The organism is Paenibacillus sp. FSL M7-0656, from assembly GCF_038003225.1.
In the GTDB taxonomy this organism is placed as follows: domain Bacteria; phylum Bacillota; class Bacilli; order Paenibacillales; family Paenibacillaceae; genus Paenibacillus; species Paenibacillus amylolyticus.
The window spans coordinates 3,831,590-3,846,252 of the sequence record NZ_JBBOOT010000001.1 but is presented as its reverse complement, the minus strand read 5'-3'; the positions used below and the strand labels follow the sequence as shown (position 1 = coordinate 3,846,252).

General features: G+C 48.6%; 12 protein-coding genes. 8 read left to right on the top strand and 4 right to left on the bottom strand.

From position 1 onward, the window contains the following. Positions 1–28 precede the first annotated feature (28 nt). The 3 genes from MHI01_RS16930 to MHI01_RS16920 all read left to right on the top strand — a co-directional run bounded on the left by MHI01_RS16930 (position 29) and on the right by MHI01_RS16920 (position 4,447). Positions 29–1,102, top strand: coding sequence for an ABC transporter substrate-binding protein (locus tag MHI01_RS16930; RefSeq protein ID WP_340983689.1), 1,074 nt, complete (start codon positions 29–31; stop codon positions 1,100–1,102). Positions 1,103–1,190: 88 nt separating this feature from the next. After that, positions 1,191–2,861 (top strand): ABC transporter permease, encoded by a 1,671-nt coding sequence (locus MHI01_RS16925; protein WP_076319625.1) that lies wholly within the window; start codon positions 1,191–1,193, stop codon positions 2,859–2,861. Beyond that, positions 2,858–4,447 carry an MBL fold metallo-hydrolase gene (locus MHI01_RS16920; protein WP_340983688.1) on the top strand — a complete coding sequence of 530 codons (1,590 nt, stop codon included), beginning with the start codon at positions 2,858–2,860 and terminating at the stop codon, positions 4,445–4,447. Before MHI01_RS16925 ends, MHI01_RS16920 begins: the two co-directional genes overlap by 4 nt. A 76-nt stretch (positions 4,448–4,523) precedes the next feature. Here MHI01_RS16920 and MHI01_RS16915 read toward each other — a convergent pair whose 3' ends face one another. After that, a complete protein-coding gene (locus tag MHI01_RS16915) occupies positions 4,524–5,084 on the bottom strand; it encodes a GerMN domain-containing protein (RefSeq protein WP_340983687.1) in 561 nt (186 codons plus the stop codon). A 34-nt stretch (positions 5,085–5,118) separates the two neighbouring features. Further along, on the bottom strand, positions 5,119–6,531 hold the full coding sequence (locus MHI01_RS16910) for an N-acetylmuramoyl-L-alanine amidase family protein (RefSeq protein WP_340983686.1): 1,413 nt from the start codon (positions 6,529–6,531) through the stop codon (positions 5,119–5,121). Positions 6,532–6,813: 282 nt separating this feature from the next. Here MHI01_RS16910 and MHI01_RS16905 point away from each other — a divergent pair, with 282 nt between their 5' ends. Both MHI01_RS16905 and MHI01_RS16900 read left to right on the top strand, forming a co-directional pair. Continuing rightward, positions 6,814–8,043, top strand: coding sequence for an anhydro-N-acetylmuramic acid kinase (locus MHI01_RS16905; RefSeq protein WP_339285121.1), 1,230 nt, complete (start codon positions 6,814–6,816; stop codon positions 8,041–8,043). Between the two features lie 125 nt (positions 8,044–8,168). Continuing rightward, positions 8,169–9,008, top strand: coding sequence for a MurR/RpiR family transcriptional regulator (locus MHI01_RS16900; RefSeq protein WP_036616797.1), 840 nt, complete (start codon positions 8,169–8,171; stop codon positions 9,006–9,008). 148 nt (positions 9,009–9,156) lie between these two features. Here MHI01_RS16900 and murQ read toward each other — a convergent pair whose 3' ends face one another. After that, complete coding sequence (gene murQ, locus MHI01_RS16895) at positions 9,157–10,062, bottom strand: N-acetylmuramic acid 6-phosphate etherase (protein ID WP_047840439.1); 906 nt, start codon at positions 10,060–10,062, stop codon at positions 9,157–9,159. Between the two features lie 22 nt (positions 10,063–10,084). Further along, the gene (locus tag MHI01_RS16890) at positions 10,085–11,047 is read right to left on the bottom strand and encodes an N-acetylglucosamine kinase (protein WP_340983685.1); all 963 of its coding nucleotides are present in this window, start codon (positions 11,045–11,047) and stop codon (positions 10,085–10,087) included. 356 nt (positions 11,048–11,403) lie between these two features. Between MHI01_RS16890 and MHI01_RS16885 the strand changes: the two genes are divergently transcribed. The 3 genes from MHI01_RS16885 (at position 11,404) to MHI01_RS16875 (ending at position 14,633) form a co-directional block, all read left to right on the top strand. Beyond that, the gene (locus tag MHI01_RS16885; protein ID WP_036673010.1) at positions 11,404–12,756 is read left to right on the top strand and encodes an ABC transporter substrate-binding protein; all 1,353 of its coding nucleotides are present in this window, start codon (positions 11,404–11,406) and stop codon (positions 12,754–12,756) included. Between the two features lie 55 nt (positions 12,757–12,811). Then, positions 12,812–13,735, top strand: a complete 924-nt coding sequence (locus MHI01_RS16880) for a carbohydrate ABC transporter permease (protein ID WP_340983684.1) — start codon at positions 12,812–12,814, stop codon at positions 13,733–13,735. Between the two features lie 64 nt (positions 13,736–13,799). Continuing rightward, positions 13,800–14,633 carry a carbohydrate ABC transporter permease gene (locus tag MHI01_RS16875; protein ID WP_017691096.1) on the top strand — a complete coding sequence of 278 codons (834 nt, stop codon included), beginning with the start codon at positions 13,800–13,802 and terminating at the stop codon, positions 14,631–14,633. Positions 14,634–14,663 lie beyond the last annotated feature (30 nt).

The following is a 14,663-nucleotide window of genomic DNA, read 5'->3' as shown; positions in this document are numbered from 1 at the left end:
TATAAGAAACCAGGGGAGATGGACGAATATGTTGGGTATGAACAGACGAAAAAAGAGCGCAATGCTGTTATTGACAGCGGTAATGAGTATCAGTTTGTTCGGATGTAGTACAGGGAACTCGACCACAGGCAACGCGGCACAACCCGCGGGCGAAGGAAACACGGCAGCAGCGGCGGAAACAACGAAACCAGCTGGTGGCAAGTTGGTCTTGTACAGTGCTGGCCCACAGAAGCTGGCAGATAACATCGTGAGCGGATTTACAGACAAAACAGGGATCGAAGTTGAGATGTTTCAGGGAACGACAGGAAAAATTCTGGCTCGTATGGAAGCTGAGAAATCCAATCCGGTTGCAGACGTTGTGATCCTGGCCTCTTTACCTTCAGCACAGGCTCTGAAAGCGGATGGACTGACTATGCCATACCCTGAAGCAGCCAATGCAGACAAGTTGAACAAGGACTGGTCGGATGCAGAGGGCAACTATTTTAGCAGCAGTGCTTCCGCACTGGGCATTGTGTATAACACCAAACTGGTATCTACACCACCAACAAGTTGGGCAGAGCTGGCTACGCCTGCGTGGAAAGATGCAGTGAACATTCCCGACCCTACATTATCAGGTTCAGCACTCGACTTCATCACAGGCTACCTGAGTGCGAATGGTGAAAAAGGATGGGATCTGCTGAGCGCCTATAAAGCCAATGGTGTAGCGATGGCAGGCGCCAATCAGGAAGCACTTGATCCAGTCATTACGGGTGCCAAAAGCATCGTAGCAGCAGGTGTGGACTACATGGCGTATTCCTCCAAGGCAAAAGGCGAACCACTGGATATCGTATATCCTGAGGAAGGCACGGTAATCAGCCCAAGACCGGCAGCGATTCTGAAATCCAGTCCAAATGTAGAGAACGCCAAAGCGTTCATTGACTACTTGTTGTCTGATGAAGCACAGAAGCTCGTTTCAGATGCCTATCTGATCCCAGGCCGCGAAGACATTGAAGCGACTAACCGTGCCAATGTGAAGGATATTCCACAACTTAAAGTGGATTGGAACTGGATGAGTGAACATGGCGAAGAGACAGCGGCGCGTTTTTCCGAGACTTTTAAATAAGAAGAACAAGGATAGAGACAACTAGGCAAAAGGAATACCTGCTGTCTGTGGAAAGTCATGTGAGGTGAACGTAGTGAAACCTGTTGGAATGGACAACAACCGAATTTTTCGGAGAGTGGGCGTGATTCTAGCCCTCTTTCTGCTGACCATAAGTATTGGCGTGCCGCTCTTGCTGATCTTCTGGCAAAGTGTGTATCCGGACGGGCAGTGGGATTGGATGGCTCCGATTCGCACGATTACAGGTCATCATCTATCAGGTGTATTGCTGAATTCCGTCTGGCTTGGCATATGCGTTGTAGCGGTAACTACGCTGCTGGCGCTACCGCTGGCTTGGATGATGGCGAAGACCCGAATGGGCGAGCATCGCTGGGTCGATGTAATCCTGATGATTCCGTTCATGACCCCGCCGTATATCGGTTCGATGGGCTGGATTCTGTTTATGCAAAAAGGGGGATATCTGCAGCAATGGGTGCCCTCATCTGCGGGCTGGAGTGAGCTGTTCTTCAGCTTCTGGGGCATGGTGCTCATCATGAGCTTACACCTGTTCCCGTTCCTGTATCTGCTGCTTCGGGATGCATTGATCCGCATCGGTGGCAATCTGGAAGAAGCGGGAGCCGTGCACGGTGCACGTGCAGGATACCGTTTCAGACGTATTATTTTACCCCTGTTGTTGTCGTCTTACGGCATGGGAATCATGCTGGTCTTTGTCAAAACGATTGCAGAATTCGGAACACCGGCAACCTTCGGGCGCAAGATTGGCTATTATGTCATGACCTCCGAAATTCATAAGTACATCTCCAGTTGGCCGATTGACTTCGGCAAGGCGACTTCGCTGGCATCGGTGCTGTTGTCCGTCTGTCTGGTGATGTGGTATATGCAGTCTGCCATGAGCCGGAAGTTCACGTATCGTCTGGTCGGTGGCAAAGGGCAACGTTCGAAGCGATATTCTCTTCGTGGCGGAGCAGGATGGTTATGCGGGGTGTATCTTGCAATCCTGTTGATCCTGTCGATAGGTATCCCGTATTTCTCCATCATCGCCGCTTCGACCATGAAGTTACGGGGATCGGGAATTGCATTTGATAATCTGACCTTGGATCATTACAAAGAGCTGTTATCTTGGGGATCGGTGAGTATGAAGGCCATCGGGAACAGTCTGGGATTATCCCTCGCGGCTTCAACCGTTGCTGTTATTATCGGAACTGGATTTGCGCTGGCGATCGGCCGATCATCTTCATTCATGCAGCGTGTGATTGACTTGTTCAGTCTGTTGCCTAATACGGTGCCGGGTATCGTGATGGTCGTGGGTCTGATTCTGTTCTGGAACTCACCCTGGATGCCAGTTACGTTGTATAACACCTACGGCATGGTTGTGCTCACGTACGTTGTGCTCTTCTTGCCTTACACCGTGCAGTATGTAAAATCGAGCTTTACCCAGATTGACGGAACATTGTTCCAAGCTGGGCAAGTGTTTGGCGGGAAGCCACTGTATATTCTGCGGCGAATCCTGATCCCGCTGATCCTGCCCGGCATGCTGGCCGGCTGGATGATGACCTTTACGATTGCTACCCGGGAGCTGGTAGGTTCGTTATTGATTCTTCCGCCGTCGATGCAGACGTCGGCTACGTATATTTTTGCCCAGTTTGAACAAGGTCAGGTATCCCTCGGCATGGCGATGGCCGTGGTGACTGTAGGTATGACTGTGCTGATGCTGCTGGGAATCGAACTGCTGAATTCAAAGAGAAAGTGGAATGCATCATGATCAAACTGAACGTATGGGGCGGTGCAGGGGAACACGGACGTTCCGCCTATCTCCTGAGCGGGAGCCAGTTCCACCTTTTGCTGGATTGTGGTGTGAAAAAAGAAGGAACGGGCGAGTATCCGATGATTGACCCGGAGATTGTCCCGCAACTGGATGCGGTCCTGTTGTCCCACGCCCATGAGGATCATTCGGTCGCCATCCCTTTGCTGTACAAGATGGGCTACCAGGGTGAAGTGTGGACGACGAGAGAGACGAGGGCGCAACTGCGTACGTATTTTGCCAACTGGCGAAGGTTTGCAGAACGTGTCGGAGAGAAGCTCCCTTACGATGAAGCAGATGAGCAGGCTATTCGTTATCGGTATCTGGAAGATGAGGTCGTATCCCAAACCTGGTTCCAACCGATTCCCGAAGTAAAAGTGATGTGGGGACGGAGTGGACATCTGGCTGGATCGGTGTGGTTTGGGGTTGAAATGGAAGGTAAGCGGATTTTTTATTCCGGGGACTACACGTCAGAATCGATGCTTTTACAGGAGGATTATCCAGCGGAGGCGTTCTTACGGGAAAACATGATTCGTGAAGATACGTTGTTCGATACTCCGAGCAGTGAACAGTGGGGCGCGGAGGAACTAATTGCTATAAACAGTGGGCAAAAGGCTGGAGAACTCATAACGTCACCAGATCAGACATCTGTTGCATCAGAAGCGTCGTCAAGAACACTTGTATCCATGGAGATACCCATGAAGCAGAGAAATTTCACATCCAATGGAGCAGATGGAGCAGTCAGAGCAGGCAGAGCAAACGTAGCAGACGCTGCGCCAATATCTTCAGGCGGGCTGGTAGATCTGGCGATCGTTGATGCGGCCTACGGTACGGACCAGGATACACAGGCCGACAAACTGGAACAGCTTGAACGAGCCATTCGCCAGACGATTGCTCAAGGTGGAAAGGTGCTCTTACCTATGCCTATCGTAGGGCGTGGACAGGAGATCATACTGTGGGCACAGCAACAATTCCCGGCTATTCCAATCGTAGTGGAACAAGGGCTGGTGGACGGTATGAAGCAGCTTATGCATGTTCCGTATTGGTTGAGGGAGAAGGGAGAGCATGTCATCGGAAGTTCGTTGAAAGACAAAATTGATTGCTTTCTGACCGGACGAGGATGGGATCTACCTACAACCACCCAAGAGCGGGAACAACTGTTGGAACATCATGCTGCTTCGCTATGGTTCATTCCGGACGGCATGATGCAGTCCTCGCTTGCCCGTTGGTACTATAGTCAATTATCGGAAAGGAAGGAGAATCTGATTCTGCTCACTGGGCATGTTGCTCATGGTACATTTGCTGATAAGTTGCTACGGGTTCCTGACAAGTATGGAGTGTGTGATGTGCGGAAAATACGTTATAAAGTACATCAGGGCTGGAAGGATGTTGAAGGGATGCTGCATCAGGTTCCAGCAAGGCATACGGTCCTTGTGCATGCTGACCGGGCAGAGACGGACCGATTAAAAGAAGGTTTGCTCAGAAATAGCCCGTCACCGGGAACAGTGATACATTCACTGTCTGCTGGTGACGAGCTATATGTGTGAATTGTGCATGAATCGAATTGATGCGTCAGATTGGAACGTCCCTGGGGACGTTCTTTTTCCATTGTTGTCTGATCATTTAGGGTTCGCGATGAATGGGGTGCTCCAGTTCGGCATGACCCATCAAACTATCAACGGCTTCACCATCCACCAGTATATCCAGACTCTTCACTTCATCAAATTGAAACATCGTTGTTGTTAAAGCTTCCAATGCGAGCAATTCTCCACTGGTACCGAGGTTCGCTTCAGCGGGGATATGAACATCCAAAGTCACCGTACCCTCAGCATATTGGACAGAGAGCAATTCCACCTGCTCCCAGAGGGAAACAAGCTCTGAATCGGTGTTTGTTTGCAACGCTGCAAATGTTTTTTCATATTTTTCGGAGTCATCCTTGTACTCAATTTCCTGCTCTGTTTTCTCTAGCTCAAGTACCTGAGAGTCTGCCAAATATACATTAACGACTTGTGTATTCATTGTGCCCAGATCCACCTCCGTTTCGGATGGGTTTGGTGCCTGCACCTGTCCTCCCTGAACAGCAGGTTCATTCGAACCGGATTGGCTCACTGGCTTCTGGGCACATCCAACTCCGATAAGGATCAAGCATGTTAATATAAGTGCACAACCTAGCTTCTTATTCAAAGAAACACTTCCTTTATCTGATTTATTTGATGATTTATAGGCCCAAATACTCCTTGATTCCATCGGCTATCGCTTGAGCGGTTTTCATCTGAACAACTTCGGACGACATCAGTTCTTCATCGATTACATTACTCAAGAATCCTACTTCCAAAAGCACTGCAGGCATGGTCGTGTCTCGGATTACTTCCAAGTTGCCATTCTTCACACCACGATCTCTGAGACCCATGGCTTTCACCAAACGTTGATGAATGATAGTAGCTAATTCCTTGCTGTTACTGCGTTGATAATAATATGTCTCCGTACCTGTGGCTTGGGGGGCGGACTTCACGCTATTGCCATGGATAGATACAAATACATCTGCATTTAATTGATTGGCGAGTTGAACACGCTCAGGGCGGGTCGGATAGGTATCACCTTCACGAGTCATCACCAATTCGATATTGGGTTCATTGAGCAACAGGGCTTGTACTTTGTGAGCTAATACCAGATTGTATTCCTTTTCGGGTTTGTTCGTGATGCTGATCGTCCCTGGATCACTGCCACCGTGTCCTGGATCGATGACCACAACCTTGAGTCCTGAGTCGCCTACTGGAGTGACTGGAGCAGGTGAGACATTGTCACCCGCAACATTCAGATCAATAATCAGTTTGTCGGCAATCACATTGTGGCTGTACTGGACATTCTTCACATTATTCAATTCTACGACAATGCGAACTTGTGCCGGTTCTCGTTTGAACAGTGAATATCTCACTTCTGTCACATTGGGATAAGCGCTCACATCCAACTTGCCATTGAGTCCTTGATCCAGCGGCTGGGAGATATCGCCAAAGGTGGCTCCGGGCAAGTCCACAACCAGACGATCAGGGTACTTGAGGGTCGTTACTATCGGCTGAACGGCCCCATCGGTGGATAAAATGAGCTGATTATTGGCAAATTGGATATCGGTAACCTGAGCGGTAGAGCTTGAATCCCCTTTTCCAGGACTATTTCCTGGTTCAATTGCAGGTTCTTTACTAGTGTTCGTTAAGTATACGATCTTGTCTTGATTGTTCCATCTCACCTTAAGCCCCATCTGTTCACTGACAAATCGAATGGGAACCACCAGCGTTTTATTCAAAATCTGCGGTGCTGTGTTCAAAGTGACTTGTTTGTCAGCAACCATGGCTTGCTTTTGATCGACGGTTAGGGAAATCGTCTGTTGATCTTGCTGAATTTTTACAGTGCGTGCTTGTTGGTTCCAATCGACTTTGAATTTCAAATTTTCGGCAACGACACGAATTGGGATCATCACGTTTTTATTGATAATCGTCACCTGTACATCACTTGGGAGGACTAATTCCTCTCCATCCATAAAGATTTTCGACGTGCTTGCAGCGGCATTTCCCTGATTAGGGAGCAAAACGAGTAAGAATAGACTCAAAAACAGTAGTAAAATGGTTTTCTTCATTATGCACCTCGACTAATATTAGATCATTTTCTTAAATCCAAAATATCCCTACATAATATAAACGGTAAAAATGTAAAAATGTTTCTCTTCTGATATCTAATTATCAATTGATGGAAGAAAACATGATGTGTGATCGCAAATGGGGTGAATCTCTCTCTTTTTATTTTTAATGATGTAATTAAATTTCATATAATGTTTGACTTGTGAAATTTAATATCATATACTGGGTGAAATTATGGCAGGATGATGTGTTCATCGGGTCTTGCAGGAGGTTGGAAGTGGATGGATACAGGCAGCTATCCAATGTGGGAGAAGTATCGTTTGAAGCAGGAGCATCTGGTCATCGGACTAATGTCAGGAACGTCACTTGATGGAACTGACGCGGCACTGGTGCGTATTCAAACCGATATGAGCGGGGCATTACAGCAGATAGAGCTGGTTGATTTCGTCTGTGTGCCGTATTCGAATGGATTGAGAGACGTACTGATCCGGTTATGTTCACCGAGGACGGCGCGTGTCGACGAGCTGACAGCCGCGCATTTTGGTGTATCGGAGTGGTATGCGCATAGCGTTACGGAACTGATGCAGTCTGCCGGTATCTCAACGCAGCAGGTGGATATGATTAGCATGCATGGGCAGACGGTATGGCATGCTCCTGTAGCATCTGCATTTCCAGGGCCAACGGGAGCAAGTATTGATGTGGTATCGACATTGCAGATCGGTGAATGTGCTGTCGTTCGAGAACGGACAGGACTGCCAGTGATTGGCAACCTGCGGGCAAGGGATATGGCCGCTGGTGGGGAAGGTGCCCCGCTTACGCCTTATGCGGATGCTCTGATGTTCCGTAGCCCGACGGAAGGACGGCTGGTGCAGAATATCGGTGGCATTGGCAATGTGACGGTGCTTCCCTCCGAGTCTTCTACCGAAGGTATTTCGGCATTTGATACGGGACCAGGGAATATGGTGATGGACGCCATTGTGCGGCAGGCAACGGATGGGCGGCAGCATTATGATCCGAATGGAAGTATTGCCGCACAGGGGAAGGTCGATCAGGGTCTGGTAGACCTGTGTTTGGAGGATGAGTATTTCAAAAGACTTCCACCGAAAAGTACCGGGCGAGAAGTATATGGAGCCGCGTATGCAGTGAGACTGATGGAGATGGCCGCAAAGCGTTCCTTATCTCTTGAAGATACGCTGGCTACTGCCACCTGTCTGACCGCGGAAACCATCGTGCGTGCAGTGAAGGATTTTATCCTGCCCAAGGTGCAAATATCGGCCATGCTCGCGTGCGGTGGTGGCACTTCCAATGCCACGTTAATGGAGATGATCCGTCAGAGACTACCGAAGGATATCCGTTTGGAGCGAACGGCAGATTATGGTATACCCGATGATGCTCGGGAAGCCATTGGATTTGCTTTACTTGGCCATGAGGCACTTATGGGAAGAACCAATACACTCCCGGCAGTAACCGGCGCGAAACACGCCGTAATCTCGGGCAATCTCACACTTTAGTGAGCCCTGAATTTAATATGAGTTCAGTTATGGAAGGGCGAGGAATTCGATTAGACGCGAGTGGAATTATAAGATAAAATGCTTGTACATGAATGCAGTACGGAAAGGAGGAGCGAATGGAAGGCATGAAAGGTGGACTTGTACGTTTACGCGCATTAATGGATGACTTGACCCCGTCCGAACGGAAGATCGGAGCTTATATTCTCGATCACCCGCAAGAAACTGTTCAATCCTCGGTGGCCCAGTTGTCTGAACGGAGTGGAGGCAGCCCAGCTGCCATTATCCGTCTCTGCAAATCACTAGGTGTAACGGGTTTTCAGGAGCTGAAGCTGAAGATCGCCGGAGATTTGCAGACGAGTGAGCCATATCAATATACGGAGATTCGTCCCCAGGACTCCATGGAGAGCATTATTCAGCATGTGTCCGCAAACAATATTCAGTCGGTGAAGGATACGGTTCATATTCTGGACCCACGTCTGGTGGAAAAAGCTGTGGACGTGCTTCATCAGGCAAACCGGATCTTTTTCTATGGAGTAGGGGCCTCCAACCTGATTGCGCTGGATGCACATTACAAGTTCATGCGAATCAATCGCACAAGCTTTTCGTTCGCCGATCCGCATATGCAGATTTCGTCCGCAACGACGCTTCGTGAGGATGATGCGGTGGTATGTATCTCGTATTCAGGGGAGACGTCGAACGTAATCTCCTGTCTCAAACATGCTCATGATGGTGGTGCAGCGACAATCAGCATTACCAAGTGGGGCAGCAATACACTCAGTAGTATGGCGGATGTGCCCCTGATGATTACTTCTACCGAAAGTGATATTCGGAGCGGAGCAACTTCGTCACGGATTGCACAGTTGAACGTGATCGATATTTTGTATCTGGCGATTGCCAGTCGGGATTATAACCAGTCGGTGGAATATTTGGAGAAGAGCCGACAGGCTATTCTGGAGCACAAGTGAAGTAGAACCATATGAATCCCTTTCTGTTTATGCAGGAGGGGATTTTTTGACGGATTATATCCGCTTTTAGAATAAAAAAATAAAAAAAAGAGCCCAGACTAATGTTGGGCTCCTCTCTTACCACCTCTAATAATACCCCTTGTACGGCTCAGGAAGGCCCCGCAATGGCGCTGCGGACAAATCCGTCAGCCAGATCAAGCCTGTGCTGGGCTTCCGTTGCGTCTACACCTGCCATCAGCATGACGATTGCCGTTTTTACATGACCGTCTGCACCGGTAAAAGCCTCTTCAATATCCGCTTCATTTGCTCCGGTTGCTAGATGGATCATGCGTTTGGCACGATGGACAAGCTTCTCATTCGAAGGGTTCAGATCAACCATGAAATTACGGTAAACCTTGCCCAGACGAATCATGGCGGTAGTGGTGAGCATGTTCAGAATCATTTTCTGTGCGCTGCCTGCTTTCATACGTGTTGAACCCATGACAACCTCTGGGCCGACAACAGCCTCAATGCTCACATCAGCCAACAGGGTCATCGGCGTGCCTGCATTATTACTCAGGCTGATCACCGTAGCCCCGATCTCCTTGGCGTGTCTCATCGCACCCAGCACATACGGCGTTCGTCCACTGGCTGCAATTCCAACCACAACATCGTTTTTGTCTAAGCCATGTTCATCAAGGTCCGCAGCTCCCAACTCCTCATTATCTTCAGCACCTTCAACCGGGTCCTTCACTGCCCGGAATCCCCCTGCAATAATACCCTGCACCATGGATGGCGGGGTTCCGTAGGTAGGCGGGCATTCCGAAGCGTCAAGTATTCCTAATCGTCCACTGGTACCTGCGCCTACATAAAAAAGCCTGCCGCCAGACTGAAACGCCTCCAAGATCCGATCCGCAGCTTGAGCAATGACCGGAATGAGGGGCTGAATGAGCTCCGCAATCCGTTGATCTTCCTTATTAATGAGTTCCATAATTTCTGCCGAAGGCAATTCATCTATATGATCCGTTAGTGGATTGGGTTGTTCTGTTAGTAGTGAATTCAGCATGTGATTCATCCGTATGGCCTCCTTCTCTCTTTTAAAATGATTCATTCAGGGAACAGCGTATTCTTGCCAGTTGTGCTGCACCAACCGCTGGAGCGGGGGCATCTTCACGATATACAAAGTCCAACTCTCCATAATATTCCGATAACTTCTGAATAAATGTACTTCGGAAAAGTGCAGCGTATCGAAACAGTGATCCGGACAGGACAACCGGAGTGGATGCAAATTCGGGATGACGGGCAATCAGTGCCTTGGCGGTATCCGCCAATTGTGAGGCTTCGTCAATGATCAGTGCGCGGGCGGCCTCATCTCCGAGTTCAGCAGCTTCCATAGCTAAGCGGGCGATGGATGCGGTCTCGGTTTTGCCCCAATCCGTCTGATACACTCGCGTCTTTAGTTCCGATATATCCCGAAGGCTCAGATTATTTAGAAGAAGCGGGGTTAAACGGGTTGGAGGAAGAACACCGTCATAACTCTGCATAACCACTTGGAGTGCACGCTGCCCAATACGATAGCCGCTCCCCTCATCTCCGAGCAGATGACCCCAGCCTCCTGCACGGTATCGCTCGCCTTCCCGCGTAAATCCGTACACGATGGAACCTGTTCCAGAGATACACAATACACCGTGCGTATGTCCGAGAGAGGCCATCAGAGCAATCTCTCCTTCGGATACAACCCAGACTTGACAACCTTCTGATGCCTGTCGATTAAGACTCTTCATATAGTTATTTACTGCTTCGGCTATAAGTTGCCGTTCTTGGATCGTATCTACACCTGACATACCGAGGCATATACCCTCACAATTTGTCGATAAATCACTTATTAGATTAAATAGCTGTTCCAGCACTCGTTGCAGTTCGGAAATGGCCTGTTCAGTGGATACGCTGTGAGGATTCGTGGGACCGCCGCTGAGTCGGGCAAGAATTTCACCAGATTCAGAAATGATTGATGCATCAGTATTGGTACCGCCTCCATCTACGCCTACATATACTCGCAAAGTGGCTCACCTCGCTTGCTTGGGTTTTCTTTTTACATAGTATAGTTGCATGAAAAGAAAAAGTAAAATTAAATTTTATAATAAAAAATAATGTTGAATTTTTATTTTACAACTCATATAATGAATTCAATCTACAATTTTGGAAGGAATTAATACTGTTAATGTCAATTAAGTTGACGTTAGTATTGCATTTAAGAGATTTAGCCTGCGACTGGCAGGCCCAATCTACAGGGGAGGTGCTTTTCCTTACTGCCGCGTGTATAGGTGGATTGCGTTTGAAGGCCGAACGATCACAAAGGGGTAGCATGGTTAGGCAATGAAAGAATCGGATGATGACATGCAAAGGAGATGAAGGGATGAAAAAAAAGGGTCTGGTATGGGCAATGTTGTTGATGATGGTCTGGGTTACAGCCTGTGGGAATAGCGGAGGTGCTGCTTCGGATGACCCGAATGCCGATGATACGGTAACGGTATGGACCTATCCTGTACATGGCACATATGAAGATGAACTGAAGGATCTAATCTCTGATTTCAATAAAGAACACCCGAACATTACCGTGAAGACGGAAATGCTTTCCTGGGCGGAAGGGCCCAAAAAATTCGATGTCGCTCTGAACGCAGGTAATCCGCCGGATCTTTACTTTCATAGCGTAGACGGCACATATGTGAATACGGGATTGGCACTTGAGCTGGACAGCTACCTGACACCTGAGATCAAGGACGACTACCTGCCAGGTACGCTTGATTTAGGCCAGATTCAGGGGAAACAGTACGGACTACCGTTGTATCAATTCCAATGGGCATGGGGTGGTAACAAACGCATTCTGGAGGAAGCGGGCATTGATTGGAAGTCCATTCAACAAAATGGCTGGACCTGGTCCGAATTCAACGATGCTGCTGCCAAGCTGACCAAAACGCTGGATGGCGGGGCCAAGCAATATGCACTGGTTACCGATGGAACCTCGCTTGACTTCATTGAAATGCTGTCTCGTAACAACGGGATGATCGATGTTCTTGATAAAGACGGCACGTTCCAATGGAATGATGGTCGCATTCTGGATACCCTCTCTTTTATCAAAAACCTGATGGATCAAGGGTATATGCCGAAGGAAACGGCGGCTCTCGCTCCAGCGAAACGGACGGATATGTTCTACGCGGGGGAAACGGCGATTATTTCCAAAGCGATTCCTTATTATGATGTGATGATTCAGAATCGCAACAAGGACATCGATGATGGCAAGGTGCAGGGAGAAAAGATTGATTTTGTCCTGTTGCCTGTACCACATAATGATGATCAACCTGCGGCCACAACGATGGGCGGCGAAGGGTATGTAGCCTTCAAACAGAAAAAGGACAAGGGCGAACAGCATGCCAAAAATACGTTCCTGGTGATGGAGGCGCTTAGTGGTGCCAAAGCAGGGAACTCGGCCAATGAACTGGCGCTTCCATTCGTAAGACAGTCCCAGGTGGATCTGTTTAAAGGAAAAGAGCTTGGTCAACCGGATAATCTGGCTGCTGCAAAAGTCATGGCAGAGAATATCGCGATGCCGGTTGTACTTGAACTGGATATCGACAAAGCATCTCAGCAAAAACAATTCAAGGAACAGGTTGTGAAGCCTAATATTCAGGCGCTGTTCTCGGGTGAAAAATCACCGGAGCAGATCGCAGAAGACTTCAAGAGCAAAGGCCAGCAGATGTTTGGACAATAACTCGGACAATCAAACATAACGTAAAACCACACTGATTAGGAGAGGAGGATTCGCCATGCAGACCGCCCATGCGCCAAAATCGTCAGTGCCCCGGACTTCCCGGGTTGCCCGGTTTTGGCGAGACTACGGGTGGGCGTATTTGTTTATTTTGGCGCCTGTCCTGCTGTTTCTCATTTTCACACTGTATCCCGTTCTGACGGCTCTTGTGATGAGCTTCCAGAAATACAATATTATGAACTCGACGTGGGTTGGATTGGATAACTACGAGCGTTTGGTGAAGGATGAGACATTCTGGAAGTCGATTAAAAATACAGTCATCTTCACCGTAGGCACAGTCCCGGTCAATATTCTCATTACATTTGTACTGTCCTATTTCATCTATCAGATGAAAAGCAAATGGCAGACATTTTTCAAAGCTACCATGTATCTGCCTGCGGTAGCCTCCGGGGTGACCATCTCCATTGTATGGCTGGCGATCTTTGACCCGACGAATTCAGGACTGCTCAACCGTTTCCTAGGTCTGTTCGGCTTGGATCCGGTGATCTGGCTGGGCCAGTCGGGAACGGCACTCTTTTCCCTCATTCTGATGAACTGGCTTGGATCGCACGGAGCGGGCATTATTCTGTATCTGGCAGCCATGGGTGGTATTCCGAAATCGCTGTACGAAGCGGCGGATATTGATCATGCCAGCGGCTGGACCCAGTTCAGCAAGATTACATGGCCGCTGCTCAAACCAACGACGCTGTATCTGCTCGTCACGGGTGTCATTACATCCTTCCAGGTGTTTATCTCGGTTTATCTAATGACACAGGGTGGACCAAACTTTGCGACAACAACAATCGCTTATCTGATCTATGAAACGGCATTCAAGTTCTATGAGTTCGGTTTGGCTTCGGCTCAGTCGTTTGTACTGGCGATTATCATCATTGTCATCTCCGTCATACAGTTCAAATATTTCTCCAGCGATATTGAGTATTAGAGGTAGTTCAAAACACGGACTATTAGAGCACGTTGCATTAAGCATCCGGGGGTGAATGAAATCCATGAAATCAACACAGAAAAAGATACTGCTCGTTGTTGCATCCATTCTGCTGGTGGTCTGGGCGCTGGTGACGGTCATTCCGATGTATTGGATGCTCGTTGGTTCGGTGCAGGATAGTGCGATGTCGGCTTCGTTTAAACCACAGATGATTCCGGAGCAGTTATCGTTATCACCATATGAGCGCTTTTTTGCCAAAACCGATGCCTGGCGCTGGTTATACAATTCGCTGCTCATCTCGATTATTCTGACCGTAACGAATGTATTCTTTGCCTCCCTGGCGGGATATGCGTTTGCCAAACTGAAGTTTCCGGGTAGTCAGGCGGTATTCTGGACTTTGCTTGGGACAATGATGATCCCGGCGCAGGTGACGCTGATTCCTTTGTACATTCTGATGGTCAACGTGTTTGACCTAGGGGACACGTATACGGCCATTATTCTGCCTGCTGCCGTTAGTGTGGGCAACATTTTCTTGATGAAACAGTTCATGTCTACGCTGCCCACATCGCTGATACATGCGGCACGTATCGATGCATGTAGTGAATTCGGTATCTTCTGGAAAGTCATTCTGCCGATGGCAAAGCCGGGAATCGCGGTGCTGGCGATATTCACGTTTGTAGCTTCGTGGAACGAATTCTTCTGGCCGTTCCTCATTACCAATTCCAACGAGATGCGTACCATTCAGGTGGGGCTGGCCTCGTTTGTATTTGCCGAATCAACGGACTTCGGCGCAATGATGGCTGGGGCTACAATAGGTGCGCTGCCCATGATCATTCTGTTTTTCTCACTGCAACGTTATTTCCTACAAGGCATTACGATCGGTGCAGTTAAAGGTTAACTGTTAGTTCAGGACAAGCGACAACGTAAA

Excerpts from the sequence above, each read along its gene's own strand:
- MHI01_RS16930 (WP_340983689.1), top strand. The coding sequence starts at position 29 with ATGTTGGGTATGAACAGACGAAAAAAGAGCGCAATGCTGTTATTGACA.
- MHI01_RS16925 (WP_076319625.1), top strand. The coding sequence starts at position 1,191 with ATGGACAACAACCGAATTTTTCGGAGAGTGGGCGTGATTCTAGCCCTC.
- MHI01_RS16920 (WP_340983688.1), top strand. The coding sequence starts at position 2,858 with ATGATCAAACTGAACGTATGGGGCGGTGCAGGGGAACACGGACGTTCC.
- MHI01_RS16910 (WP_340983686.1), bottom strand. The coding sequence starts at position 6,531 with ATGAAGAAAACCATTTTACTACTGTTTTTGAGTCTATTCTTACTCGTT.
- MHI01_RS16905 (WP_339285121.1), top strand. The coding sequence starts at position 6,814 with ATGGATACAGGCAGCTATCCAATGTGGGAGAAGTATCGTTTGAAGCAG.
- MHI01_RS16900 (WP_036616797.1), top strand. The coding sequence starts at position 8,169 with ATGAAAGGTGGACTTGTACGTTTACGCGCATTAATGGATGACTTGACC.
- murQ (WP_047840439.1), bottom strand. The coding sequence starts at position 10,062 with ATGAATCACATGCTGAATTCACTACTAACAGAACAACCCAATCCACTA.
- MHI01_RS16885 (WP_036673010.1), top strand. The coding sequence starts at position 11,404 with ATGAAAAAAAAGGGTCTGGTATGGGCAATGTTGTTGATGATGGTCTGG.
- MHI01_RS16880 (WP_340983684.1), top strand. The coding sequence starts at position 12,812 with ATGCAGACCGCCCATGCGCCAAAATCGTCAGTGCCCCGGACTTCCCGG.
- MHI01_RS16875 (WP_017691096.1), top strand. The coding sequence starts at position 13,800 with ATGAAATCAACACAGAAAAAGATACTGCTCGTTGTTGCATCCATTCTG.